Below are 24,623 nucleotides of genomic sequence, written 5' to 3'. Positions count from 1 at the left end.
GTTGGCACCGGCTTCGCCGGTGTTCGCGGGGCAAGCCCGCTCCCACATGGCCCCGCTTTTTCTAGATCAACCCTCAGCCGCTTCGCGCTTCATCCGCGCCCGGCGAGCCATGATGTTGAGGATCTCGATCAAGGTCGAGAACGCCATCGCCGCATACACATACCCTTTCGGCACGTGAGCGCCCATGCCTTCGGCGATCAGGGTCATGCCGATCATGATCAGGAAGCCCAGGGCCAGCATCACCACGGTCGGGTTGTCATTGATGAACTTGGCCAGCGGGTCGGCCGCCACCAACATCACGATCACAGCAGCGATCACGGCAATGATCATGATCGGCAGGTGTTCGGTCATGCCCACGGCGGTGATGATGCTGTCGATCGAGAAGACGATATCCAGCAACAGGATCTGGCCAATGGCCGCAGCGAAGCCCAAGGTGATGGTGGAGCCGGCCTTGGATTCTTCCTTGGCACCGTGCGGGTCGACGTTTTCGTGAATTTCCTTGGTCGCCTTCCACAGCAGGAACAGGCCACCGGCGATCAGGATCATGTCCTTCCACGAGAAGCTATGGCCGAACACATCGACCACCGGCTCGGTCAGTTGGACGATCCAGGCCACGGTGCTGAGCAGCGCCAGGCGCATGACCAAGGCCATGCTGATACCAATGCGCCGCGCCTTGGAGCGGTACTCCAGGGGCAGCTTGTTGGTGAGGATGGAGATGAAGATCAGGTTGTCGATGCCGAGCACGATCTCCATGGCCACCAGCGTGGCGAGGGCGACCCAGGCGGTCGGGCTTGCGGCGAGTTCCAGCAAATATTCCATTTAATCAATCCTGCATCGGGTCTTGGGGTCAGATGTCCTGGGTCTTTTCTTGCTTTTCAACGTCTTTTGGCGCCTGGCCTTCGCTGCCGATGGCATCGCTCAGGGCCTGCTGCGCCGCTTCGTTGGTCTTGTCGATGGCCTGCTTGGCCGACTGGGCGGCCTGGTCGAGCATCTGCTGGGCGGATTTCTCGGCCTGATCGCAGCCGGCCAGGGTGAACAGGGCCAGGGCCAACACCAAAGGCGTGCCAATGGATTTAAGCTGCAACATGGGTTCCTCGCTTGTCGATATTCCGGCGGCGCACGCAGCGCCTGATGGAGTCGCATTCTAAAGAGGCTAATACATCAGGAAAATTCGTATTTTCAGCGGTTATACTTCGGTTTTTACGAATCGAGAAAAAACCGATGCTCAACTACCGCCAGTTGCACTACTTCTGGGCCGTGGCCAAGACCGGCAGCATTGCGCGGGCCAGTGAGCAATTGAACCTGACCCCCCAGACCATCAGCGGGCAGATCAGCCTGTTCGAGCAGACCTATGGCTTGGAGCTGTTTCAACGGGTCGGGCGGCAACTGGAGTTGACCGAAACCGGCCGCCAGACGCTGGTGTATGCCGAGCAGATGTTCCAGATCGGCGGCGAGCTTGAAGCGCTACTGCGTGCCGGCCCACAGGAACAGATCCTGTTCCGTGTGGGCGTGGCCGACGTGGTCCCCAAATCCATCGTCTATCGCCTGCTGGCGCCGACCATGGAGCTGGACGAGGTGCTGCGCATCAACTGCCGCGAAGATAAGCTGGAGCGGCTGCTGGCAGACTTGGCGATCCAGCGCCTGGACCTGGTCATCTCCGACAGCCCGATGCCCAGCCACCTGGACATCAAGGGCTACAGCCAGAAGCTGGGCGAGTGCGGCCTGAGTTTCTTCGCCACCCAGGCCTTGGCACAACGCCATGCCGGCCCCTTCCCGGCCTGCCTGCAAGATGCGCCGCTGTTGATTCCAGGCCAGGAAACCGTGGTGCGCAGCCGGTTGCTGCGTTGGCTGGGCGAGCAACAGGTGCAGCCGCGCATCGTTGGCGAGTTCGACGACAGCGCCTTGATGCAGGCATTCGGGCAATCGGGCAGCGGCATTTTCGTCGCGCCCAGCGTCATCGCCGAGGAGGTGTGCCGCCAGTATGGCGTGCAGTTGATCGGGCAGACCGAGGCGGTGCATGAGTCGTTCTACGCCATCTCGGTGGAGCGCAAGGTCAAGCACCCGGGCATCGTGGCCATTACCGAGGGGGCACGGCGGGAGCTGTTTCACTGGTAATTTTTCCCACTTCATTGCCGGCAAGCCCTACAGCGGTCTGTGGTAAAGTCCCGCCCTTTCAAAAACCGAGACTGCGCTGCACATGACCCCTGTCTTCCGCCTCCTCAACCGCACCAGCCTGGTGACGCAGATCGTCATCGGCCTGCTCGCGGGCATCGCCCTGGCACTGCTGGCGCCCGACGTCGCCCGCAACCTGGCCTTCCTCGGCAAGGTGTTCGTCAGCGCCCTCAAAGCCGTGGCGCCGATCCTGGTGTTCATCCTGGTCATGGCCTCGATCGCCAACCACCGCCATGGCCAGGAAACCCACATCCGCCCGATCCTGTGGCTGTACCTGCTGGGTACCTTTGCCGCAGCCGTGGTGGCCGTGGTCGCCAGCATGCTGTTCCCGTCGCACCTGGCACTGAGCGCCGGCGACGCCGCCCTGAGTGCACCGGGCGGCATCACGGAAGTGCTGCAGAACCTGCTGCTGAGCGCCGTCGACAACCCGGTCAATGCCTTGCTCAACGCTAACTTCATCGGCGTGCTGACCTGGGCGATCGGCCTGGGCGTGGCGCTGCGCCATGCCGGCGAAACCACCCGCACTGTGGTCGAGGACCTGTCCAACGGCGTGACCCTGATCGTGCGCGTGGTCATCCGCTTCGCCCCGCTGGGCATCTTCGGCCTGGTCAGCGCGACCCTGGCACAGTCGGGCTTGAGCGCCCTGCTCGGCTACTTGCACCTGCTGGCCGTACTGATTGGCTGCATGCTGTTCGTAGCCCTGGTGATGAACCCGCTGATCGTGTTCTGGAAGATTCGCCGCAACCCGTACCCACTGACGTTGTTGTGCCTGCGTGAAAGCGGTATCACGGCGTTCTTCACCCGCAGCTCGGCCGCCAACATTCCGGTCAACCTCGCGCTGTCGGAGCGCCTTGGCCTGCATGAAGACACCTATTCGGTGTCGATCCCCCTGGGCGCGACCATCAACATGGCCGGCGCCGCGATCACCATCACCGTGCTGACCCTGGCGGCCGTGCACACCCTGGGTATCCCGGTCGACTTGCCGACTGCGGTGTTGCTGAGTGTGGTGGCAGCGGTCTGCGCGTGCGGCGCTTCGGGCGTGGCGGGTGGTTCGCTGTTGTTGATCCCGCTGGCTTGCAGCCTGTTTGGCATCCCCAGCGAGATCGCCATGCAGGTGGTTGCCGTGGGCTTCATCATTGGCGTACTGCAGGATTCGGCCGAGACTGCGCTGAATTCTTCGACCGATGTGCTGTTCACGGCAGCGGCGTGCCAGGCTGAAGAGCGGCGCGGGGCTTAAGCGTGTTGGGGCCGCTTTGCGGCCCTTTCCGACCAGCCCGATGCCTCGGCAAGGCCGTTCAACAAGCGCTGCCAATTGCCTAATGCAGCGGCTTTACCTACGCTAGTGGCCTTTTCCTCGCAATGAGACTGGGCCATGTCAGAACACGAAACCGCAGGTGAAGGCCGTTTCAACAGCACCGAGATTCGCATTCTCGGCTCGCTGATCGAAAAACAGGCCACCAGCCCGGAAAGCTACCCACTGACTCTCAATGCCCTGGTCCTGGCCTGTAACCAGAAGACCAGCCGCGAGCCGGTGATGAACCTCACCCAAGGCCAGGTCGGCCAGGCCTTGCGCGCACTCGAAGGCCAGGGCATGACACGCTTGCAGATGGGCAGCCGCGCCGACCGCTGGGAGCAGCGCGTGGACAAGGCCCTGGAATTGGTGCCGGCGCAGCTGGTGCTGATGGGCCTGATGTTCCTGCGGGGGCCGCAAACCCTCAACGAGCTGCTCAGCCGCAGCAACCGCCTGCACGACTTCGACGACACTGAACAAATCCAGCACCAGCTGGAGCGCCTGATTTCACGGGATTTGGCTTTGCACCTGCCGCGCCAGGCAGGCCAACGCGAAGACCGCTATACCCATGCGCTGGGTGACCCGGCAGAAATCGAGGCGATTTTGGCCGCGCGCCAGCAGGAAGGGGGCGCCCGCAGCAGTGGCGGTAATGTTTCGGAGGAGCGCATGGAGGCCTTGGAAGCCCGGATTGCAGCGCTGGAGGCGCGCCTGGCCGAGCTCGAAGGCTGAGCCCTTCAGTGCTCGGGGTCGGGGAAGTTGCGGCAGCTTTTGCGCTCGGCCAGTTCTTTATCGCTGGGGCGCTGGTCGACGAACACAGTGCGGCCGTCGGCGTAGATTTCCAGATAGCCCCAGTGCAGGTCCTGCTCCTTTTGCCCGGGCTTGGGTGGCACTAGCCACCAGGGTTCGCGGCTGATCAGGGTCATGGGTGAGATTCCTGAGGGTGTCTGGGGTAATCATAGACACCCTCAGGCTTGCGCTTGGCTTACGCCGGCGCCGAGGTGCGGATCAGGTGATCGAAGGCTGCCAGCGAAGCCTTGGCGCCCTCGCCTACTGCGATGACGATCTGCTTGTACGGCACTGTGGTCACGTCACCGGCGGCAAACACGCCTGGGATGCTGGTCGCGCCCTTGGCATCGACAATGATCTCGCCACGCGGCGACAGCTCGACCGTACCTTTCAGCCAGTCAGTGTTCGGCAGCAGACCGATCTGTACGAAGATGCCCTCCAGCGCCAGGTCATGCAGCTCATCGGTGGTGCGATCCTTGTAGCGCAATCCGGACACTTTCTCACCATTGCCCAGCACTTCGGTGGTCAGCGCACTGGTGATCACCTTGACGTTCGGCAAGCTGTGCAGCTTGCGTTGCAACACGGCGTCAGCACGCAGTTGGCTGTCGAACTCGATCAGCGTCACCTGGGCGACAATGCCGGCCAGGTCGATGGCCGCTTCCACACCAGAGTTGCCGCCGCCGATCACCGCCACGCGCTTGCCCTTGAATAGCGGGCCGTCACAGTGCGGGCAGTAGGCCACGCCGCGACCGCGGTATTCCTGTTCACCCGGCACGTTCATTTCGCGCCAGCGGGCACCGGTGGCCAAGATCACGGTCTTGGCCTTGAGCGAGGCACCACTGGCCAGGCGTACTTCGTGCAGGCCGCCGTCGGTGGCAGGGATCAACGCCTCGCCGCGCTGCAGGTTCATGATGTCGACGTCGTACTGCTTGACGTGTTCTTCCAGCGCGGTGGCCAGCTTCGGCCCTTCGGTTTCCTGCACTGAAATGAAGTTTTCGATGGCCAGGGTGTCGAGCACCTGCCCACCAAAGCGCTCGGCGGCAACACCGGTGCGGATGCCTTTACGCGCGGCATAGATCGCCGCCGCGGCGCCGGCTGGGCCACCACCGACCACCAATACGTCGAATGCGTCCTTGGCGTTGATCTTCTCGGCCTGGCGGGTGCCGGCGCTGGTGTCGATCTTGCCCAGAATCTCTTCCAGGCCCATGCGGCCCTGGCCAAACACTTCGCCGTTCAGGTAAACGCTCGGCACCGCCATGATCTTGCGCGCTTCGACTTCGTCCTGGAACAGCGCGCCGTCGATGGCCACATGGCGCACGTTGGGGTTGAGCACCGCCATCAGGTTCAGCGCCTGGACCACGTCCGGGCAGTTCTGGCACGACAGCGAGAAGTAGGTTTCGAAGGTGAATTCGCCTTCCAGCCCTTGGATCTGCTCGATCACGTCGGCGCTGGCCTTGGACGGGTGGCCGCCGACTTGCAGCAGCGCCAGCACCAGGGAGGTGAATTCGTGGCCCATGGGGATGCCGGCGAAACGCAGGCTGATGTCAGCCCCCGGGCGGTTGAGCGAGAACGAAGGACGACGAGCGTCGCTTCCGTCCGCGCGCAGGGTAATCAGGTTCGACAGGCTGGCGATTTCCACCAGCAGGTCGTGCAATTCCCGGGACTTCGCGCCGTCGTCGAGGGAGGCAACGATCTCGATCGGCTGGGTGACCCGCTCCAGGTAGGTTTTCAGTTGCGATTTAAGCGTGGCGTCCAACATACGGGCGATTCCTTTTTCAATCTTCAGATACAAAAACGCCCAGGCAGTAGCGCCCGGGCGTTTGGCGGGGCGGTAGGTATTTCAGCTTTGGCGGCTGCTTACCGCCCGCGACTGGCGCACGACCTTAGATCTTGCCAACCAGGTCCAGCGACGGTGCCAGGGTGGCTTCGCCTTCTTTCCACTTGGCCGGGCAGACTTCGCCTGGGTGGGCGGCAACGTACTGGGCAGCCTTGACCTTGCGCAGCAGCTCGCTGGCGTCACGGCCTACACCACCGTCGTTGAGTTCGACGATCTTGATCTGGCCTTCTGGGTTGATCACGAAGGTACCGCGATCGGCCAGGCCGGCTTCTTCGATCAGTACGTCGAAGTTGCGCGAGATGATGTGGGTCGGGTCACCGATCAGCGGGTATTCGATCTTGCCGATGGTGTCCGAAGTGTCGTGCCAGGCTTTGTGGGTGAAGTGGGTGTCGGTGGACACGCCGTAGATCTCAACGCCCAGCTTCTGGAACTCGGCGTAGTTGTCAGCGAGGTCACCCAGTTCGGTTGGGCAGACGAAGGTGAAGTCAGCCGGGTAGAAGAACACGACAGACCACTTGCCTTTCAGGTCGGCTTCGCTGACCTGGACGAACTCGCCTTTGTGGTAGGCAGTGGCGTTGAACGGTTTGACTTGGCTGTTGATGATAGGCATGAGAGACGCTCCTTCATGGGGTTGGAATCAGTTGATGGAGAGAATCCTAACCGTTCATCCCAATGAAGGCTCATTGGCAAAGCTGATGCTGCTGATTGGTTTTGGCTATAACCAGGGTTTATTAATAGAAGAGATTGCGCTGAACAACCAGCTGCTGCTTGTGTAGGAAAACCCTGTGGGAGCGGGTTTACCCGCGAACACCGGCAAAGCCGGTGCCATACACCGCGTTGTATTCTTCGCGGGTAAACCCGCTCCCACAGGGTGGTGTCGTCACACGCGATTATCAGCGGGTAACGGTACGCATGGTCACGAACTCTTCGGCTGCCGTCGGGTGCACGCCGATGGTCTCGTCGAACTGCTGCTTGGTCGCCCCGGCCTTCAGCGCAATCCCCAGGCCCTGGACGATCTCACCGGCATCCGGCCCAACCATGTGGCAACCCAGGACCTTGTCGGTCTCGGCATCGACCACCAGCTTCATCAGGGTCTTTTCCTGGATGTCGGTCAGGGTCAGCTTCATGGCCCGGAAACGGCTCTCGAAGATCTGCACCTTATGCCCGGCTTCCAGCGCCTGTTCTTCGGTCAGGCCGACGGTACCGATCGGCGGCTGGCTGAACACTGCGGTGGGGATGTTCTGGTAGTCCACCGGGCGGTACTGCTCGGGCTTGAACAACCGCCGTGCAACGGCCATGCCCTCGGCCAGGGCCACGGGGGTAAGCTGCACCCGGCCGATCACATCGCCGATGGCGAGGATCGATGGCGCGGTGGTCTGGTACTGGTCGTCGACGCGAATGTAGCCGCGGGCATCCAGCTCGACGCCGGTGTTTTCCAGGCCCAGGTTGTCCAGCATCGGCCGGCGACCGGTGGCGTAGAACACACAGTCGGCAACCAGCTCGCGGCCGTCCTTGAGGGTGGCCTTGAGGCTGCCGTCATCCAGCTTGTCGATACGCTGGATGTCCGCATTGAACTGCAGATCGAGGCCGCGTTTTTCCAGCTCTTCTTTCAGGTGCGTGCGCACCGAGCCGTCGAAGCCACGCAGGAACAGGTCGCCGCGGTACAGCAAGGTGGTGTCGGCACCCAGGCCCTGGAAGATGCCGGCAAACTCGACGGCAATGTAACCACCGCCCACCACCAGCACACGGCGGGGCAGTTCCTTGAGGTAGAACGCCTCGTTGGAGGTGATAGCCAGTTCCTTGCCTGGGATGTCTGGCACCTGCGGCCAGCCACCAGTGGCAATGAGGATGTGCTCGGCCGTGTAGCGCTGGCCGTCGACGTCCACTTCGTTGGCGCCGGTCAGCCGTGCATGGCCTTGCAACAAGGTCACCCCGCTGTTGACCAGCAGGTTGCGGTAGATGCCGTTGAGGCGCTCGATTTCCCGGTTCTTGTTGGCAATCAAGGTGCCCCAGTCGAAATGCCCTTCTTCCAGGGTCCAGCCGAAGCCTGCGGCTTGTTCCAGCTCGTCAGCGACGTGCGCGCCATACACCAGCAGTTTTTTCGGCACGCAGCCGACGTTTACGCAGGTACCGCCCAGGTAGCGGCTCTCGGCCACTGCCACTTTCGCGCCAAAGCCCGCGGCAAAGCGCGCAGCGCGCACACCGCCGGACCCGGCACCAATCACGAACAGATCAAAATCGTAGGCCATTTATTCAGTCTCCTAGGCTGGCGCCCAGCATACCGCCGTTGGCCGCCGCAAACAAAAAAGCCACCCCGAAGGGTGGCTCTCAGACCTGCCAGGCTTATCAGTAAGCCTTGCCCGTCTTGTAGTAGTTCTCGAAGCAGAAGTTGGTCGCGTCGATGTAGCCTTCGGCGCCACCGCAGTCGAAACGCTTGCCCTTGAACTTGTAGGCGATCACGCAGCCATCTTTGGCCTGCTGCAGCAGGGCGTCGGTGATCTGGATTTCACCGCCTTTGCCCGGCTTGGTGTTGGCGATGATATCGAAGATATCCGGGGTCAGGATGTAGCGACCAATGATCGCCAGGTTCGATGGCGCGTCCTCAGGGGCCGGTTTTTCGACCATGTCGGTGACGCGGAAGATGTCGTCGCGGATCATCTCGCCGGCGATCACACCGTACTTGTTGGTTTCCTGCGGGTCGACTTCCTGGATGGCAACGATCGAGCAGCGGTACTGCTTGTACAGTTTGACCATCTGGGTCAGAACACCGTCACCTTCCGGGTTGACACACAGGTCGTCAGCCAGCACAACGGCGAACGGTTCGTCGCCGATCAGCGGACGGCCGGTGAGGATCGCGTGGCCCAGGCCCTTCATTTCGGTCTGACGGGTGTAGGAGAAAGAGCACTCGTTGAGCAGACGACGGATGCCGACCAGGTATTTTTCCTTGTCGGTGCCCTTGATCTGGTTTTCCAGCTCGTAGCTGATGTCGAAGTGGTCTTCCAAAGCACGCTTGCCACGGCCAGTCACGATGGAGATCTCGTTCAGCCCGGCATCCAGCGCTTCTTCAACGCCATACTGGATCAGCGGCTTGTTGACCACCGGCAGCATTTCCTTGGGCATGGCTTTGGTAGCGGGCAGGAAGCGGGTGCCGTAGCCGGCGGCCGGGAACAAGCATTTTTTGATCATATACGTCCTTAACGAAGGCTAGGCCTGTGGAATTCGGCGCAGTCTAATCAGGCGGCAGTCACCTTACAATGCCCCACCTGAGGCCGACCGATGCCATGATAGAGATAACCCAGTGTAGATAGTTCCTGAGCATCGTAAATATTGCGACCATCGAATACCACTGGCATGCGCATAAGCCCCCGCACCCGTAGGAAGTCCGGCTGCCTGAATTGCTTCCATTCGGTCACCAGTATCAAGGCGTCCGCGCCTTCGACGCAGGCGTAAGGGTCTTCGCTCAGGCGCAGTTGGCCAGTGGCCAAGGCGTGCGGGTAGCGCCCTGCCATGCCGCCCAGCGCCACCGGGTCGCAGGCCTGTACCCGCGCACCGGCCGCCAGCAAGGCGTCGATCAGTACCAGGCTGGGCGCCTCGCGCAGGTCGTCGGTACCGGGTTTGAAGGCCAACCCCCACAGCGCCACGCTACGCCCACGCATGAAGCCGCCAAAATGCTGGTGCAGCGCCTTGAACAGCAAGGTCTTCTGCACTTCGTTACGGGCTTGCACCGCCTGCAGAATACCCGCCGGGTAGCCAAGCTGCTCGGCGGTGCGGATCAGCGCCCGGACATCCTTGGGGAAGCACGAGCCGCCATAGCCACACCCGGCATAGATGAAATGGCTGCCGATGCGCCGGTCGCTGCCAATGCCTCGTCGCACCTGCTCGATATCCACGTCCAGCTGCGCGCAAAGCCCGGCCAGCTCGTTGATGAAGGAGATCTTGGTGGCCAGAAAGGCATTGGCGGCGTATTTGCTGAATTCGGCGGCGCGCGGCGCCATCAACAGGATGCGTTCACGGTTACGCACAAACGGCGCATACAGCCGCTGCAGGCACTGGCTGGCGGCTGCGCTGTCGGTGCCGATGATGATGCGGTCCGGGCGCATGAAGTCTTCCAGGGCGCTACCCTCCTTGAGAAACTCGGGGTTGCTCGCCACCTCGACAACAAAGCCTGCGCCACGCTCGCGCAGGCCAAGCGCAATGTGTCGGGCTACGCGTTCCGCGGTGCCTACGGGAACAGTCGACTTGTTCACCACCAGGCACGGGTGGGTCAGGTGTCGCCCCAGGCTGTCGGCCACGGCAAGCACATGCTGCAGGTCGGCTGAGCCGTCTTCCTGGCTCGGTGTGCCCACTGCGATGAACACCACCTCGGCGGCGGCCAGGGCTTGCTGCCAGTCATCGCTGAAGGCCAGCCGGCCCGCCTGCATAGCGCTGTGCAACAGCGCCTGCAGGCCTGGCTCGTGGATCGGGCAGTGGCCTTGGCGCAGTTGCATCAGGCGCTGCGGGTCGCGCTCCAGGCAGACCACGCGATTGCCCATTTCGGCAAAACAGGCCGCCGTCACCAAACCAACATACCCCGCCCCGATCACACAGAGTTCCATGGCCGCGCTCCTTCAGGATGATGGCGGCCATTGCAACCCGGCAGTGGTTGCAGGGCGGTGACGGGTAGATGACAAAAACGGTTGTTGCCTGTCCTGGCCTATCAGCTACCGGTTCCTTGCCCGATCAGCACCCCCTCGACCTTCTGCCCATACAGGTTCACCCCGTCATTGGCATGAAACTTCAGCCGCGTCTTCTCGATAGAGCCCTCCACCAACCGCGGGTCCTGCGGCCGCTCATGGCGGTTGATCCATGCCGCCACATCCCAGGCCTGTTCATCGCTCAGGCTGCCAGGCTTGCCCAGCGGCATGTTGTATTTAATGAAGGACGCCGCCGTATTGATACGGTGCATCCCAGCACCCCAGTTGTAGGAATCCTTGCCCCACAACGGCGGCATCACATACTCGCCGGCCACCTGCTGCCCTTCGCCATTGTCGCCGTGGCAAATCGCACACTGGTCACGGTAGACCTGCTGGCCACGCTTGAAGTCATAGCCACCCTTGGGCTGAGGGACATCCGGGTAGCCGCGCCCGGCGATCTCCACGCCTGTCGGCGCCTTGGTCGACAACCAGTAGGCATACACCGACAACGCCGTCATCTGCGGGCTGTCTGCCGCCGGTGGTTTGCCATTCATGCTGAACTGGAAACACCCCTGAATACGCTCGGCATAGGTGTTGACCTTGTCGTTTTTCTTGCGATACGCCGGGTACATCGGATACGCACCCCACATCGGCGCAGAGTGGGCCAAGCGCCCCTGATCAAGGTGGCAGTTGCTGCAGTTCATGCCGTTGCCCACGGCTTCGGGCATCAGCCGCCGGGTATCGACAAACAGCGCATGGCCCTGGCGGACCATCTTGCCAAAGGCATTGTCCGGCAACTCGCTCTCGGCAGGCGGCACGAACTGGGGCGCGGCCTGCACGCCCGGCACTTTCAACTGCGACTGGTCTTCCATGGCGATCGGGCCTGCCTGGGCACTGCCCATGGCCAACAGCAGCACGGCTGGAATCATCGGCTTCATGGCGTGACCTCCGGGTGGGCGGGACGGGCGAAGAACGCGGCAATCGCCTTGACCTCGTCATCGGTCATGGCCTTGGCCACGCCGACCATCAGTTGGTTGGGGTCATTGCTGCGGCTGCCGTCGCGCCAGGCATTCAGTTGGGCTACCAGGTAAGCCGCAGGCTGGCCTGCAAGCGGTGGGAAATGCTCACCCACACCGCTGCCGCCTGGGCCATGGCATTGCACACACCCCGGAATCTGCCGCCCCCAGTCGCCATACAGTGCCAGGCGCGTGGTGGGGTCATCGGCTATCTGCTGGCGGCGCAGATCGGCTGCTGGCTCAGCCGGGAGGCTGGCCAGGTAGGCACTGACAGCTTTGATTTCGTCGTCGCTCAGGGCCTTGGCAAGCGGTTCCATGACCGGCTGCTTGCGGGTGCCATTGCGCCAATCCTGCAATTGCTTGCTGAGGTAACCGGCCGGCAGGCCGGCCAAGCGAGGGAACCCGGCAGCGGCAATGCCCTTGCCGTCTGGGCCATGGCAACCTATACAGGCCATGGCGGCGGGGTTCGCCCCACCCTGGGTGAAGATCTTCTGGCCATCGGCGGCATGCGCCGTGGGCCAGGCCAGGATCAGCAGGCTGCCGATCACGACTCGACTCAACGGGGTCATCACGAATCTCCATTTCTTTTGTTATAAGCTTAGGCTTAAAAAACATAAGCAAATGGATACTAGACCCGTAGGGCAAGTCGCAACAACGCCAACACCTACCAGGTGACAGCGATTGGCCGTTTAACCGCGCATCCGTTGCGCCAGATCAATGGCCAGAAATGCACTGCGTCGCTGCGGTGCGCACATCACCCAGGCGCAACGGGAAGTTGTTCAACCGTTCATGCAATTTGATGCTGCTGCCGCTGCCACGCGAGTCGATATCGACCAGTGCCGCCGGCCCAGCCCCGGCCGTGAGCTTTTGCGGGACGATCAGGCGCAAGCCATCACCGCGTTGCTCCTCGACCAACGGATCACGGGTATCGGCCAGCTTCTGCTTGACGCAATCGGCGTATTCACGCGGTGTCTTGCCAGACATCACATCCAGCGTTTCATGCGACTGCTCAAGCTCCGAAACGCTGACACAGCCCCCAAGCCCCAGGAACAACGCCGCCACCATCCACTTCATTTGCAGCACCTCTGCCATCAAGAATCCAGTTCGACCACAGCCACGCCTGTTTGCTCCCTGCTTTGGCAGAATTATCTACGCCTGGCCATCGAGCGCGGCAGCTTAGCGTGACATCGTGGTATCTTTCGCCTTTGCAGATCCAAACCTTGCGGAGCATCACATGAAATTCGTACACCAGCGCGAGCACCTCAACGAGGACGATATCGTCGTCATCGAGTGCTCCCAGCGCTGCAACATCCGCCTGATGAACGACGCCAACTTCCGCAGCTTCAAAAATGGCGGTCGACACACCTACCATGGTGGTGCCTTCGACAAGTTCCCGGCCAAGATCACCGTTCCAAGTACCGGTTTCTGGAACATCACCCTCGATACCGTGACCACGCGCCCGATCTCGGTAACGCGCAAGCCGACCTTGACCCACAAGATCAAGATCATCCGTCGCTCGTCGTCGAAACTCAGATAAGACCGCCATGACCCAGACCATCAAGTACGTCATCAAATACAAACTCGACGGCGCGCGCCGTTGGGATTTCGCACTCATGAGCGATGCCTCCCAGGAGCAGGCGCTGCAAGCGCTGCGCAAGATCCACGGCGACGACGCCGAAAAGATCAGCGACATCCAGGTCAGCAAGGCCCTGTAAACGCCCCGCAGGTACTGCCGCACCGATCACGCCGCCCGCAAGGAGACCCGCATGAGTCCTTGGCCCGACCGCCGTATTCTCGATCTGCTGGGCATTGAAGTGCCTATTCTGCAGGCGCCGATGGCAGGTGCGACGGGCTCGGCCATGGCCATTGCCGTGGGCGCTGCAGGCGGCCTTGGCGCACTGCCCTGCGCCATGTTGAGCAGTGATCAGGTACGTGATGAGATCGAAGCGTTCCGCGCCGGCTGCCCTGGGCGGCCGCTGAACCTGAACTTCTTCTGCCACCAACCACCACCGCCCGACGCGATCCGCGAGGCGCGCTGGAAGCAGGCACTCAAGCCTTACTACAACGAGGTGGGTGCCGATTTCGACGCCCCTACCCCGGTCTCCAACCGCGCGCCATTCGATGAGCAAAGCTGCCAGCTGGTCGAGCAGTTGCGCCCTGAAGTGGTGAGCTTTCACTTTGGCCTGCCCGAGCCCCACCTGCTGCAACGGGTCAAGGCCAGTGGTGCCAAGGTGCTGTCCAGTGCTACCACGGTGGAAGAAGCGCTATGGCTGGAGCGTAACGGCTGCGACGCGATCATCGCCATGGGCTATGAAGCGGGCGGCCATCGCGGCATGTTCCTCAGCGAAGACATCACCAGCCAGATTGGCACCTTCGCCCTGGTGCCGCAGATCGTCGACGCAGTCACGGTACCTGTGATTGCAGCCGGGGGCATCGCCGACCACCGTGGCCTGGTCGCGGCCCTTGCCTTGGGCGCCTCGGCCGTGCAGATTGGCACGGCCTACCTGTTCTGCCCCGAGGCCAAGGTGTCTGCGGCTCACCGCCGCGCGCTGGACACCGCGCCCGCCAGCGACACGGCCCTGACCAACCTGTTCACCGGCCGCCCAGCGCGGGGCATCAACAACCGCATCATGCGTGAGCTGGGGCCGATGAGCGACCTGGCACCGCGCTTCCCGCTGGCAGGTGGCGCGCTGATGCCACTGCGTGCAATCACCGACCCGCAAGGCAACAGCGACTTCAGCAACCTGTGGTCAGGCCAGGCGCTGCGCTTTGGCAGGCACATGCCGGCAGCTGAGCTGACCCAGGAAATTGCCAGCAAGGCACTGCAAACGCTATCGCGCTGAACAGCACGTGCAGGCCATTACCGCCGTCGTCGTCCAGCCCCCTTCCCGGCCAATGGCCTATCGCTATATAGTTCACGCTATAACGATAACCCAAGGAGCTGTCTTCATGCGTATCCGCCCATTCCACCTGGCCGCCACTGCACTGGCGAGCCTGATCTGCCTTAACACTGCCTGGGCCGACGAAGTCCAGGTCGCGGTCGCAGCGAACTTCACAGCCCCCATCCAGGCCATAGCCAAAGACTTTGAAAAGGACACCGGCCACACGCTGGTCGCCGCCTATGGTGCTACCGGGCAGTTCTACGCCCAGATCAAGAATGGCGCGCCGTTTGAAGTATTCCTCGCCGCCGACGACAGCACCCCGGCCAAGCTCGAGCAGGAAAAGGAAATCGTCCCAGGCTCGCGCTTCACCTACGCCATCGGCACCCTGGCCCTGTGGTCGGCGAAAGAAGGTTACGTGGATACCAAGGGGGACGTGCTGAAGCAGAACACGTACAAGCACCTGTCCATCGCCAACCCTAAAGCCGCCCCCTACGGCCTGGCCGCGACCCAGGCGCTCGACAAGCTGAAACTGACCGAGGCCACCCAGGGCAAGATCGTCGAAGGGCAGAACATCACCCAGGCTTTCCAGTTCGTGTCCACCGGCAATGCCGAGCTGGGCTTCGTCGCGCTGTCGCAAATCTACAAGGACGGCAAAGTCACCAGCGGCTCGGCCTGGATCGTGCCGTCCAACCTGCACGACCCGATCCGCCAGGACGCTGTGATACTCAACAAAGGCAAGGACAGTGCCGCTGCCAAGGCGCTGGTCGAATACCTGAAAGGCCCGAAAGCCGCCGCGGTAATCAAATCCTACGGTTATGAACTCTGATGCCACTGGACGCCAGTGACCTGGGTGCCATCTGGCTGACCATCAAACTGGCCAGCCTGACCACCTTGATCCTGCTGATCGTCGGCACGCCCATCGCTTGGTGGCTGGCGCGCACGCGCTCTTGGCTGCGTGGGCCGGTGGGCGCGGTGGTGGCCCTGCCGCTGGTGCTGCCACCGACGGTCATCGGCTTTTACCTGCTGATCGCCCTCGGGCCCCATGGCTGGCTTGGCCAGGCCACCCAGGCATTGGGGCTGGGCAGCGTGGTATTCAGCTTCAGCGGGTTGGTGATCGGCTCGGTGATTTACTCCATGCCCTTTGTGGTGCAACCTTTGCAAAACGCCTTTGGCGCCATCGGCCAGCGGCCGCTGGAAGTCGCTGCCACCCTGCGCGCCAGCCCATGGGACACCTTCGTCCATGTGGTACTGCCGCTGGCCCGCCCCGGGTTCATCACCGCCAGCATTCTGGGCTTTGCCCATACCGTGGGCGAGTTTGGCGTGGTGCTGATGATCGGTGGCAACATCCCCGACAAAACCCGCGTGGTCTCGGTGCAGATCTTCGATCACGTCGAGGCCATGGAGTATGCGCAAGCCCACTGGCTGGCCGGTGCCATGCTGGTGTTCTCGTTCTTGGTGCTGCTCCTGCTGTACGCTGGGCGCCGCGGCAAAGCTGGCTGGAGCTGAAATGACTGCATCGATTGTGGCGCGCCTGAAGCTGGCGCGCGACGACTTTACCCTGGATGTCGACCTGCAACTGCCTGGGCGCGGGATCAGCGCGCTGTTCGGCCATTCCGGGTCTGGCAAAACCTCCTGCCTGCGCTGCCTGGCGGGGCTGGAGCGCGCCGCCAGCGCCTACATCGAAGTAAACGGCGAGGTCTGGGAAGACAGCAGCCGCGGCTATTTTCAAGCGCCTCACCTGCGCCCGGTGGGCTATGTATTCCAGGAAGCCAGCCTGTTCCCGCACGTGTCGGTGCGCGGCAACCTGGAGTTTGGCTGGCGCAGGGTCGCGCCCAGCGAGCGCAAGGTCAGCCTTGAGCAGGCCTGCCAGTTGCTGGGCATCGGCCACCTGCTCGCACGTCGGCCCGCCACGTTGTCCGGCGGTGAGGCGCAGCGGGTCGGTATCGCACGCGCGCTGCTGAGCAGCCCACGGCTGTTGTTGATGGACGAGCCGTTGGCTGCCCTCGATGGGCCGCGCAAGCGCGAAATCCTGCCGTACCTGGAGCGCCTGCATGACGAGCTGGATATTCCGCTGGTGTATGTCAGCCATGCCCAGGACGAAGTAGCGCGCCTTGCCGACCACCTGGTGTTGCTGGAGCAAGGCCAGGCCGTGGCCAGCGGCCCGATTGGCGAAACGCTTGCACGCCTGGACCTGTCGCTGGCCCAGGGCGAAGATGCCGGTGTGGTGTTCGAAGGCCTGGTAGTCGGGCATGACCCCCATTACGACCTGCTCGACCTTCGTCTGCCCGGCAACGGCGCGCCGATACTGCGCATTGCCCACCCCGCTCACGTCATGGGCAGCACCCTGCGGGTAAAGGTGCAGGCGCGCGACGTGAGCCTGGCCCTGACGGCGGACAGCGCCTCCAGCATTCTCAACCGGTTGCCGGTACAGGTGCGCGAAACCCGCCCGGCAGACAATCCGGCCCATGTGCTGGTGAGCCTGGATGCCGGGGGCAATGCCTTGCTGGCGCGCATCACCCGCTTCTCGGCAGACCAGCTTGACCTGTACCCAGGCCAGGCCCTGATCGCCCAGATCAAGTCGGTGGCTTTATTGGGCTGAGCAACCCGGACGCGACCGTTGTCCATTGATCAGAGACCTGATCGAGGCCTGCCGCCGATGCTCGACTGCCCCCTGCCCCGCACCCTGCATTACGTTGACGACAGCCAACCTGGCCTGAGCCGACGGCGCTGGCGCGACCGCTTCATCTACCTGGACACCGAGGGGCAGCGGGTTCGCGACCCCGACACCCTCGCACGCATTGCCGCACTGGTGATCCCCCCAGCCTACAGCGATGTGTGGATCTGCGCCGACCCGCAAGGCCATCTGCAAGCCACCGGCCGCGACGCCCGTGGCCGCAAGCAGTACCGCTACCATGAGCAATGGCGCGAACTGCGCGACCAGCACAAATACGGGCGCATGTTGGCATTTGCCCAGGCACTGCCGAAATTGCGCTCGCAACTGGAGACCCACCTGGCCAGACCGGGCCTGGACCGGGAAAAGGTGATGGCACTGGTCGTCAGCCTGCTGGACCACACCCTGATCCGCATCGGCAACCAGCGTTACCTGCGTGACAACCAGTCATACGGGTTGACCACGCTGCGCAACCGTCACGTCAAGGTGCAAGGCGGCACCATCCGCTTCCAGTTCCGCGGCAAGCGCGGCGTCGAGCACGATGTCACCCTGCACGACAGGCGCCTGGCCAACCTACTCAAGCGCTGCATGGAGCTGCCGGGCCAAGCGCTGTTCCAGTACCTCGACGAAGAGGGGCAACGCCACAGCATCGGTTCCAGCGATATCAACCAGTTCTTGCAGGCGCTTACTGGCGCTGACTTTACCGCCAAAGACTACCGCACCTGGGCTGGCAGCAGCCTTGCGCTGAACCTGCTCAGGCCGCTGGCATGGGAGCCGGAAACCGAAGCGAAACGCCAGGTCGCTGCCATCGTCAAGCAGGTCGCCACGCGCCTGGGCAATACCCCGGCGGTATGCCGGCGCTGCTACATCCACCCGGCCGTGCTGGAACACTTTGCCCTCGGCCGCCTGGCCAGTTTGCCCCGCAAACGTAATCGCAAAGGCCTGGATCCAGAAGAAGTGGCGCTGCTGTTATTTCTGCAGGCGCTGGAGGAACAGGACGATCATTGACACTGTCTATTTAGGCCATGATGCAGAGAAATTTCCCATCCGGGCTGAACCCCCCTATTCTTGCCACCGAGCACCTTCGCCGGGACACCGCTTGCGGCAGTTACCGGCGCCTGCACCTGAAGATACGCAACAGAATTTGTCTGTCGGGGAATTCCTATCCGCCGAAAGCGTCTTTAATGAGAAGGAAGAGGGACTGGCTCCCACCGCCGCGGCAATTAGCCCGACGGATTTCAACATTACCAAGGAGAACTACATGCTGATACTCACCCGTAAGGTTGGCGAAAGCATCGTCATCAACGATGACATCAAAGTCACCATTCTGGGCGTCAAAGGGATGCAGGTGAGGATTGGCATCGATGCACCGAAAGATGTTCAGGTGCACCGCGAAGAAATCTTCAAGCGTATCCAGGCTGGCAACCCAGCCCCGGAAAAGCACGACGAGCCGCACTGAGCGGCACTGCCTCAAGCCGCACGGATGCGCTTGATCGACCTGCGTCTCAGTTGCCCAGCAGTTCGCGCACCTTGGCGATCATCCTGTCCATATCGAAGGGCTTGTCGAACACCGCGGCGAACAGCTCCGGGCATCCTTGGCTGGCCTGCGCGCCGCTCATGAGGATGACCGGCAAGTCGCTCAGCTGCAGCTCCTCGCGCATCCTGCGTGCCAGCTCTTCACCATTGAGCAACGGCATCATGTAGTCGGTGATCACCAGCTCGACGCGTTTTTCCTTCAGTGCTTCCAGCGCCTTGAGGCCATTGCTCGCCTTTTCCACCAGATAACCTTCATCCTCCAGGGCAAAGCCGAGGATGTCGGCGATCAGGTATTCGTCATCGACGATCAGAATGGTGTTCATCAGCCGCCCCGTCACCCGCCGCCTTGCTGCACCGGCGTCCCCGAGAGCACGCCGCTGGCGCCCTCGAAGGCCTTGCGCAAGGTAATGCCCTGCGGGCCGAGCAACAGCTCGTGCAGCGCGGGGTCATGGTGGCTGTCACGCACCTTGAGAATCGACAGCATGCGCCGCAGCTGGGAACCCAGTTCGACGAAACGCATCAGCATCAAGTTGTCGACGATGCTCGACAGGTCCGGTGCCGGGGCCATGATTTCCGACCCGAACATGTCACGCATCTCCCAGGTCAGCAGCACACTGACGTCTCGCGCCCGCAACTCGCCGGTCAAGGCGCGGAAAAACGCGTTGAGCCGAGTCGGGTCAATTGCCAAACGGCTGAAGGCGCCCAGGCTGTCGATCACCACACGCTTGCTGCGTTGGGCCTCTACACGCGCCAGTAAGCGCGCACCAACCTGGTCCAGCAAACCCTCCGTGGTGGGCTGCCAGCACAGCTGCAGCGCACCTTCGCGTTCCAGAGCGGCAAAATCGTAGCCAAGCGATAGCGCCTTGAGGCGCAGGCGTTCGGGTGTTTCGTAGAATCCAAAATGCACACCAGGCGCTTCTTTCGTGCACGCACCAAGAAAGGCCAGGCCCAGTGACGTCTTGCCGATACCGGAGGGCCCCATGATCAGGCTAACGGAGCCTGTAGCCAGCCCGCCGTCGAGCATTTCATCCAGGCTGGGAATGCCCGAAGAAACACGGCTCAGGCTGGCGTTGCCCAGGTGGCTGGGGTGGCTGAACAGCGATTCAAGACGTGGAAAAACATGCATGCCCGCTTCATCGATCAAGCATTCATGGCGCCCCGACAGGGCTGCGCTACCACGCGTCTTGCGCAGTTGAATATGGCGCACGGCACGGCTGCCCACCAGTTGCTCGCCCAGTTCGAGCACACCATCGACCATGGTGTGCTCCGGGCTACCCTCGTCCAGCCGGGCGCTGGTCAACAACAGCAGGGTGCAGCCGGCAAAGGCGGCGTGGCCTTGCAGTTCCGAGACGAATTTCTTGGTGTCCAGGGTCGTTTCGGCGCGCACGCGGGCATTGAGCACCCCATCGACGATCAGCAGGCTGGCCTGCTGCCGGTTGATTTCCTGGCGCAGCAGCTTGACCACGGCATCGAGCCCTTCCTGCTCCAGGGTATCGAAGGCACTGACAAATTGAATCTGGTCGCCCACCAGGGTCGGATCAAAAAACGCCAGCGTCCCAAGATATTGGAACAGCCGCTCGTGCGATTCACTGAGCAACGTCGCCACCAACACCCTGCCGCCACCCTGTACGTGGCCACAGGCCAATTGATTGGCGAGGATGGTTTTACCCGCGCCAGGCGGGCCTTGAACGATGTAGGACGCGCCCGCGACCAGCCCGCCCTTGAGCAGGGCATCGAGCCCTTCGATCCCCGTCACCAGCCGCTTGAGTGCTTGTGCCATGGTGTGTACCTGTAGAATTGGTGATCCGCTTATGGGTCACACGCGGGCAAATAAAGACGCATGCACGTGCCTTGGCCAGGCACGCTGTCGACGCTGATGGCGCCATTGCTCTGCTTGGCAAAACCGTAAACCTGGCTCAGGCCAAGGCCGGTGCCCTTGCCGAAGGCCTTGGTGGTGAAAAAAGGCTCGAAGATACGTGGCAGTACGTCGGGAGCAATCCCGCTGCCGCTGTCCTGCACCTCGAAGCACACATAACGGCCACGCAACCCTTCAACGTCCCCGGCCAGTTCAACAACATCGACCGCCAGGCCGATGCTGCCTTTACCCTCAATGGCGTCACGGGCGTTGAACAGCAAATTGAGCAGCACCATCTGCAACTGCCCGGCATCGACTTCGATGGCGGGCAGACTCGCGGGCAAATGGTGTTGCAGGTCGATTTCACTTGTCAGCGAATGCTCGAGCAAGCCACGCGTGGCAGCGATCAACTCCAGGGGCGCGATGCGCGTGACATCCAGCTTACGGTGTCGGGCAAAGCTGAGCAGTTGTTGGGTCAGCTCGGTGCCCCGCTCGCCGGCCTCGAGGATGTGATGCAACATGCGCTGGATGCGCTCCGGGTCGTGGGAGGTCAGGGCCAGCCGGGCGGAACTCAGGATGATCGTGAGCATGTTGTTGAAATCATGCGCCAGCCCGCCGGTCAGCTGGCCGAGCGCTTCGAGCTTCTGCGCCTGGAACAGCTGCGCACGCACAGCGTCGAGCTGCAGTGCCGATTCGCGCCGGTCGGTAATGTCGCGGGTAACCTTGGCCAGGCCAATGATCTGCCCAAGGTCATCGCGAATCACATCCAGCGCGGCCAGCGCCCAGAATTGCGAGCCGTCCTTGCGCACGCGCCACCCCTCATCCTGCGCCACGCCTTGCTCAAGCGCCTGGCGCAGCAAGCGCTCGGGGAGCCCTTGCGCGCAATCCTGGGGGGTGAAGAACAACGAGAAATGCTGGCCGATCACTTCATCGGCCCGGTAGCCCTTGATGCGTTCGGCGCCAGCGTTCCACGACACCACATGCCCCGTCGGGTCGAGCATGTAGATGGCGTAGTCAACCACCGATTGAACCAGCTGTTCATAGCGGTGCGCGGGCATGACAGGGTGTTCGAGACAGTCAGCTGAAACCATGCAGACTCCACAGGCACAGCGGGGAGGAATTGGGTTTAAGCAGGAGTGTCCTCTGCAGCCGCCCCCGTGGCAACTGATTGTCAGTGTTATCGATCGACGAGTACAGGCAGTGAGGCGAATCCTGCTGCCTGCGGTCACGGCTAACTTCACCTTGATAATAGGTGCTGGAGTTGACTCAACTATAACAATGGGTTATAAAGCGCGCTTGAATGCAACGCGCTTTCTACTTAGATACATCTGCTTAGAAGCCCGCCGGTCGTCAAGGCCCATTCAAGTGCGAGTGTGGTGGAATTGGTATACACAGCAGACTTAAAATCTGTCGGCGTGAGCCTTGCGGGTTCGAGTCCCGCCACTCGCACCAAATTCCTTCGAAAAGGCGCCCTGGTGGCGCCTTTTTGCTGCCCAGCGGAAATCTTCGGTGTAACTGCTAGAGTGGAGCTTGTCCCCGTCCACTGGTATGCCGCCATGCGCTACTCCCTGTTCGATGGTCAACGCGACTTCATCATCCTGGTTGCCCGCATTCTGCTGATGATTCTGTTTGTTGTGTCCGGGTGGGCCAAGTTGACCGGCTTTGAAGGCACGGTCAGCTACATGACCTCGCTCGGCGCCCCCGCCCCTACAGTTGCCGCAGCCGTTGCGGTGATCATGGAGTTTTTCGTCGGCATCGTGCTGATTCTGGGGTTCTACACGCGCCCGCTGGCCTTCCTGTTTGCACTGTTCGTGCTGGGCACCGCATTGATCGGCCACCCGTTCTGGAACATGGTCGACCCCGAGCGCAGCGCCAACATGACCCAGTTCCTGAAAAACCTGAGCATCATTGGCGGCTTGCTGTTGCTGGCCGTGAGTGGCCCCGGCCGCTTCTCGCTGGACCGTCGCTGACTCACGCGTCTTCGCAGTCGTCGAACCAGGCTGGGTGATCACGTTCCTCGTCATCGAGGTCATCCAGCGTTTCCTCATCCTCCTCGACAGGGTCTTCGGCGCCTTGGGCGTCTGCCTCGGGGTCGATGCCGTCGTAAAGGAATTCGTGGTCGAGCAGGTGGTCATGCTCGGGCTCGTGCAGATCGTCTTCGTCGCGCATGCGGGGCGGGCTCCTGGAATGGCGGGAGGCTTGTATAGGCTGAACAGGGGGCGAGGTCAATGGGTTGCGGCTTAATGCTGAGTTAACGGAGCGGGCGCAGTCTGCAGGCTCTCCCTTCAAACGTTATTTGCCCGCCTTTTCATGGCGGGCTTTTTTTGGGCGGTGATTTTTTGATGCGGGGCGAAGGGCCTGGCTTGAGATTTTTAGCGCGTTTGAGATCGAGCGGCTGACCAACGAGCGCAACCTTCAAAACCCACTAAGCTCCACTATCCGATACTCGGGTATTCGGCTTTTCCACACATTGCCCATCGTCGCTCTGGCGATCCACACCGACGTGCCGATTTTCGGCGCAAAGAGGGTGCTCCAATGGCGACAATCGAGACAAAAGCGTTCGCTCGCGGGTTGCTCAAAGTAGAGAACTGCTGGCAGGCCTACATCCTGTCACGCCGATCCACCCAGGGGCTTGCCGGCCACGAACTCACGGCCGCGCAAGAAGCGTGCGACCGCGACTACATTCGGTTTCAGAACCAAAGCCAGCAGTTTTACGCCGAAGTGCGCAAGCGGGTAGGCGACGCTGAAAAGCTGGAAGCGGACTTGGCACGCTACCCACCTCAATAACGTTTCTTCAGCCGTCATTGGGGTCGCTGTGCGACCCCATTCGCCTTATCTGACGACTTTGGAGCTGGGCCACCTCGCCGATGGCAGCTTGGGGCCGACACGATCGGATGCACCAATGCCAGACGCCACTTCCTGGATGGCTCCGCCCTTAGAAAGGAATGCTTTGATCTGCTCGTCTAGCCGCAGGTGGGCTTTGTGCGTGGGGGACTGATGGGAGGCATTCATGACTGAACCTCGATAGAGGAGTCACTGAAATGCAGCAACTCGTTTGTCACTATACGCTGCATCGGCCACAGAATGGGCGAAATCCCCTGCCCTTGCCACCAGTGCCTGCCGTTACAGGGCCTCCACTCGCCGGTCACCGGCCGGCGGCGCCGCTTTCAAGATGTGGGTAAAGCTCCCGGTCAGGCCGAACCGAAGCTCTTTGGGCATCAAGAATGTGAAGTGAATGAGCCATGACCCATCGCCGAGCAACAACGTCTCGCTTCTGTACCGAATGACTTCCGCTTCGCTAATGCCGATCGCCACAGCGACTTCCTGATTGCTTGGCTTGCGATCCATTGAGGTGACTCCCTCCGACATTGCGCCGGGAAGCCATCAATACTCCTCCAGAGTCGGAAGCGCTACTTATAAATTTCCACCCTGGCACACCGCTTCATGCTGCAGTAGCCCTTTCAGTATAAAACGTCATCAAAAGGCAATGAGGCCTGCGACAACGCCCTTAGCTAAACGCCAGGGTTTCCACAGGGAAAGGTGGTCGAACAATCGGCTGGAATTGCCCGCGACACCTGCAACAGCGAGGTAGACGAACCACTTTCGCAGCGCTCTGGAGAGTTTCTTTTTTGTGAATCGCAACAGTCGGTACACCTTGAAAAATAACCCTGTCGCTAAAAACGGAAAAGCCCAACACGTACTGAGCTTAGGCGTCACGCCTCAAGGGGCTTCTGTATTTTCCGCCCCACAAAGAAAAACCCCGCAGACGTTAATCTGCGGGGCTTTCGAATAATGGAGGCCGAGGTCGGAATCGAACCGGCGTAGACGGATTTGCAATCCGGAGCATAACCACTTTGCTACTCGGCCTCAAAGTCGGATCTAGCTGCTTGCGCTTTGCTATCTC

31 protein-coding genes and 2 tRNA genes are annotated in these 24,623 nt (G+C 61.7%); 15 read left to right on the top strand and 18 right to left on the bottom strand.

Going from position 1 to position 24,623, the window contains the following annotated elements; genetic code table 11:
• Positions 1–66: 66 nt before the first annotated feature.
• Both HU764_RS07950 and HU764_RS07945 read right to left on the bottom strand, forming a co-directional pair.
• Positions 67–819: a TerC family protein gene (locus tag HU764_RS07950; RefSeq protein ID WP_027592662.1), complete on the bottom strand. Its 753-nt coding sequence runs from the start codon at positions 817–819 to the stop codon at positions 67–69.
• 28 nt (positions 820–847) lie between these two features.
• Complete coding sequence (locus HU764_RS07945) at positions 848–1,087, bottom strand: hypothetical protein (RefSeq protein WP_099454668.1); 240 nt, start codon at positions 1,085–1,087, stop codon at positions 848–850.
• Positions 1,088–1,221: 134 nt separating this feature from the next.
• Here HU764_RS07945 and nhaR point away from each other — a divergent pair, with 134 nt between their 5' ends.
• From nhaR to HU764_RS07930, 3 genes are all read left to right on the top strand, one after another.
• The gene (gene nhaR / locus HU764_RS07940) at positions 1,222–2,115 is read left to right on the top strand and encodes a transcriptional activator NhaR (RefSeq protein WP_085273080.1); all 894 of its coding nucleotides are present in this window, start codon (positions 1,222–1,224) and stop codon (positions 2,113–2,115) included.
• 82 nt (positions 2,116–2,197) lie between these two features.
• The gene (sstT, locus tag HU764_RS07935) at positions 2,198–3,409 is read left to right on the top strand and encodes a serine/threonine transporter SstT (RefSeq protein WP_099428857.1); all 1,212 of its coding nucleotides are present in this window, start codon (positions 2,198–2,200) and stop codon (positions 3,407–3,409) included.
• A 135-nt stretch (positions 3,410–3,544) separates the two neighbouring features.
• Positions 3,545–4,192, top strand: coding sequence for a YceH family protein (locus HU764_RS07930; protein ID WP_186704058.1), 648 nt, complete (start codon positions 3,545–3,547; stop codon positions 4,190–4,192).
• A gap of 5 nt (positions 4,193–4,197) precedes the next feature.
• On the opposite strand, the gene HU764_RS07925 is transcribed toward HU764_RS07930, so the two are convergent.
• From HU764_RS07925 to ahpC, 3 genes are all read right to left on the bottom strand, one after another.
• Positions 4,198–4,386, bottom strand: a complete 189-nt coding sequence (locus HU764_RS07925) for a hypothetical protein (RefSeq protein ID WP_027592667.1) — start codon at positions 4,384–4,386, stop codon at positions 4,198–4,200.
• A 59-nt stretch (positions 4,387–4,445) separates the two neighbouring features.
• Entirely contained in the window at positions 4,446–6,008 is a 1,563-nt protein-coding gene (gene ahpF / locus HU764_RS07920) for an alkyl hydroperoxide reductase subunit F (RefSeq protein ID WP_186704059.1), read from the bottom strand.
• Between the two features lie 124 nt (positions 6,009–6,132).
• Entirely contained in the window at positions 6,133–6,696 is a 564-nt protein-coding gene (gene ahpC, locus HU764_RS07915) for an alkyl hydroperoxide reductase subunit C (protein ID WP_027592669.1), read from the bottom strand.
• Between the two features lie 34 nt (positions 6,697–6,730).
• Here ahpC and HU764_RS27835 point away from each other — a divergent pair, with 34 nt between their 5' ends.
• Positions 6,731–6,862 (top strand): hypothetical protein, encoded by a 132-nt coding sequence (locus HU764_RS27835; protein ID WP_264083905.1) that lies wholly within the window; start codon positions 6,731–6,733, stop codon positions 6,860–6,862.
• Positions 6,863–6,979: 117 nt separating this feature from the next.
• Here the strand turns inward: HU764_RS27835 and gorA are convergent, their stop codons facing one another.
• The 6 genes from gorA to HU764_RS07885 form a co-directional block, all read right to left on the bottom strand.
• Positions 6,980–8,335: a glutathione-disulfide reductase gene (gene gorA / locus HU764_RS07910; protein WP_186681135.1), complete on the bottom strand. Its 1,356-nt coding sequence runs from the start codon at positions 8,333–8,335 to the stop codon at positions 6,980–6,982.
• Positions 8,336–8,432: 97 nt separating this feature from the next.
• Positions 8,433–9,272, bottom strand: coding sequence for a UTP--glucose-1-phosphate uridylyltransferase GalU (gene galU / locus HU764_RS07905; RefSeq protein WP_027592671.1), 840 nt, complete (start codon positions 9,270–9,272; stop codon positions 8,433–8,435).
• A gap of 47 nt (positions 9,273–9,319) precedes the next feature.
• Positions 9,320–10,681, bottom strand: coding sequence for a UDP-glucose dehydrogenase family protein (locus HU764_RS07900; RefSeq protein ID WP_186704060.1), 1,362 nt, complete (start codon positions 10,679–10,681; stop codon positions 9,320–9,322).
• A 101-nt stretch (positions 10,682–10,782) separates the two neighbouring features.
• Positions 10,783–11,697 (bottom strand): c-type cytochrome, encoded by a 915-nt coding sequence (locus tag HU764_RS07895; protein ID WP_186681139.1) that lies wholly within the window; start codon positions 11,695–11,697, stop codon positions 10,783–10,785.
• Positions 11,694–12,344 carry a c-type cytochrome gene (locus HU764_RS07890; protein ID WP_186681141.1) on the bottom strand — a complete coding sequence of 217 codons (651 nt, stop codon included), beginning with the start codon at positions 12,342–12,344 and terminating at the stop codon, positions 11,694–11,696. Before HU764_RS07890 ends, HU764_RS07895 begins: the two co-directional genes overlap by 4 nt.
• A gap of 145 nt (positions 12,345–12,489) precedes the next feature.
• On the bottom strand, positions 12,490–12,849 hold the full coding sequence (locus tag HU764_RS07885; RefSeq protein ID WP_027592675.1) for a hypothetical protein: 360 nt from the start codon (positions 12,847–12,849) through the stop codon (positions 12,490–12,492).
• Positions 12,850–13,009: 160 nt separating this feature from the next.
• Here HU764_RS07885 and HU764_RS07880 point away from each other — a divergent pair, with 160 nt between their 5' ends.
• The 8 genes from HU764_RS07880 (at position 13,010) to csrA (ending at position 18,787) form a co-directional block, all read left to right on the top strand.
• Entirely contained in the window at positions 13,010–13,312 is a 303-nt protein-coding gene (locus HU764_RS07880) for a DUF1883 domain-containing protein (protein ID WP_027592676.1), read from the top strand.
• A gap of 7 nt (positions 13,313–13,319) precedes the next feature.
• On the top strand, positions 13,320–13,490 hold the full coding sequence (locus HU764_RS07875; protein WP_186681143.1) for a hypothetical protein: 171 nt from the start codon (positions 13,320–13,322) through the stop codon (positions 13,488–13,490).
• A 51-nt stretch (positions 13,491–13,541) separates the two neighbouring features.
• Complete coding sequence (locus tag HU764_RS07870) at positions 13,542–14,618, top strand: NAD(P)H-dependent flavin oxidoreductase (RefSeq protein ID WP_186704061.1); 1,077 nt, start codon at positions 13,542–13,544, stop codon at positions 14,616–14,618.
• Between the two features lie 106 nt (positions 14,619–14,724).
• Positions 14,725–15,483 (top strand): molybdate ABC transporter substrate-binding protein, encoded by a 759-nt coding sequence (modA, locus tag HU764_RS07865; RefSeq protein WP_186704062.1) that lies wholly within the window; start codon positions 14,725–14,727, stop codon positions 15,481–15,483.
• Positions 15,483–16,163: a molybdate ABC transporter permease subunit gene (gene modB / locus HU764_RS07860; protein ID WP_027592679.1), complete on the top strand. Its 681-nt coding sequence runs from the start codon at positions 15,483–15,485 to the stop codon at positions 16,161–16,163. Before modA ends, modB begins: the two co-directional genes overlap by 1 nt.
• Before the next feature lies 1 nt (position 16,164).
• The gene (gene modC / locus HU764_RS07855) at positions 16,165–17,256 is read left to right on the top strand and encodes a molybdenum ABC transporter ATP-binding protein (protein WP_186704063.1); all 1,092 of its coding nucleotides are present in this window, start codon (positions 16,165–16,167) and stop codon (positions 17,254–17,256) included.
• A gap of 57 nt (positions 17,257–17,313) precedes the next feature.
• Positions 17,314–18,336, top strand: a complete 1,023-nt coding sequence (locus HU764_RS07850) for a DNA topoisomerase IB (RefSeq protein WP_186704064.1) — start codon at positions 17,314–17,316, stop codon at positions 18,334–18,336.
• A 253-nt stretch (positions 18,337–18,589) separates the two neighbouring features.
• Positions 18,590–18,787 (top strand): carbon storage regulator CsrA, encoded by a 198-nt coding sequence (gene csrA, locus HU764_RS07845; protein WP_099454680.1) that lies wholly within the window; start codon positions 18,590–18,592, stop codon positions 18,785–18,787.
• 46 nt (positions 18,788–18,833) lie between these two features.
• Here the strand turns inward: csrA and HU764_RS07840 are convergent, their stop codons facing one another.
• From HU764_RS07840 to HU764_RS07830, 3 genes are read right to left on the bottom strand one after another with little or no spacing between them, the layout of a single operon-like run.
• Positions 18,834–19,187, bottom strand: coding sequence for a response regulator (locus HU764_RS07840; protein WP_186681151.1), 354 nt, complete (start codon positions 19,185–19,187; stop codon positions 18,834–18,836).
• An 11-nt stretch (positions 19,188–19,198) separates the two neighbouring features.
• Complete coding sequence (locus HU764_RS07835; protein ID WP_186681153.1) at positions 19,199–20,644, bottom strand: ATPase domain-containing protein; 1,446 nt, start codon at positions 20,642–20,644, stop codon at positions 19,199–19,201.
• A 29-nt stretch (positions 20,645–20,673) separates the two neighbouring features.
• The gene (locus HU764_RS07830) at positions 20,674–21,810 is read right to left on the bottom strand and encodes a two-component system sensor histidine kinase NtrB (protein ID WP_186704065.1); all 1,137 of its coding nucleotides are present in this window, start codon (positions 21,808–21,810) and stop codon (positions 20,674–20,676) included.
• A gap of 276 nt (positions 21,811–22,086) precedes the next feature.
• On the opposite strand from HU764_RS07830, the gene HU764_RS07825 reads away from it, so the two are divergent.
• Positions 22,087–22,171 (top strand) — tRNA-Leu (locus HU764_RS07825).
• Positions 22,172–22,275: 104 nt separating this feature from the next.
• The gene (locus HU764_RS07820; RefSeq protein ID WP_099454684.1) at positions 22,276–22,689 is read left to right on the top strand and encodes a DoxX family protein; all 414 of its coding nucleotides are present in this window, start codon (positions 22,276–22,278) and stop codon (positions 22,687–22,689) included.
• Position 22,690: 1 nt separating this feature from the next.
• On the opposite strand, the gene HU764_RS07815 is transcribed toward HU764_RS07820, so the two are convergent.
• The gene (locus tag HU764_RS07815; protein WP_085273068.1) at positions 22,691–22,888 is read right to left on the bottom strand and encodes a hypothetical protein; all 198 of its coding nucleotides are present in this window, start codon (positions 22,886–22,888) and stop codon (positions 22,691–22,693) included.
• 366 nt (positions 22,889–23,254) lie between these two features.
• Here HU764_RS07815 and HU764_RS07810 point away from each other — a divergent pair, with 366 nt between their 5' ends.
• Positions 23,255–23,506, top strand: a complete 252-nt coding sequence (locus HU764_RS07810; RefSeq protein WP_186704066.1) for a hypothetical protein — start codon at positions 23,255–23,257, stop codon at positions 23,504–23,506.
• Positions 23,507–23,551: 45 nt separating this feature from the next.
• On the opposite strand, the gene HU764_RS28065 is transcribed toward HU764_RS07810, so the two are convergent.
• The 3 genes from HU764_RS28065 to HU764_RS07800 form a co-directional block, all read right to left on the bottom strand.
• A complete protein-coding gene (locus HU764_RS28065; RefSeq protein WP_369124820.1) occupies positions 23,552–23,731 on the bottom strand; it encodes a hypothetical protein in 180 nt (59 codons plus the stop codon).
• Between the two features lie 111 nt (positions 23,732–23,842).
• A complete protein-coding gene (locus tag HU764_RS07805) occupies positions 23,843–24,067 on the bottom strand; it encodes a hypothetical protein (RefSeq protein WP_027592688.1) in 225 nt (74 codons plus the stop codon).
• A gap of 445 nt (positions 24,068–24,512) precedes the next feature.
• A tRNA-Cys gene (locus HU764_RS07800) sits at positions 24,513–24,586 on the bottom strand.
• Positions 24,587–24,623: the final 37 nt, after the last annotated feature.

Origin of the sequence: Pseudomonas kermanshahensis (genome assembly GCF_014269205.2) — a bacterium.
Taxonomy (GTDB): domain Bacteria; phylum Pseudomonadota; class Gammaproteobacteria; order Pseudomonadales; family Pseudomonadaceae; genus Aquipseudomonas; species Aquipseudomonas kermanshahensis.
This window is presented reverse-complemented; position numbering and strand designations above follow the sequence as displayed.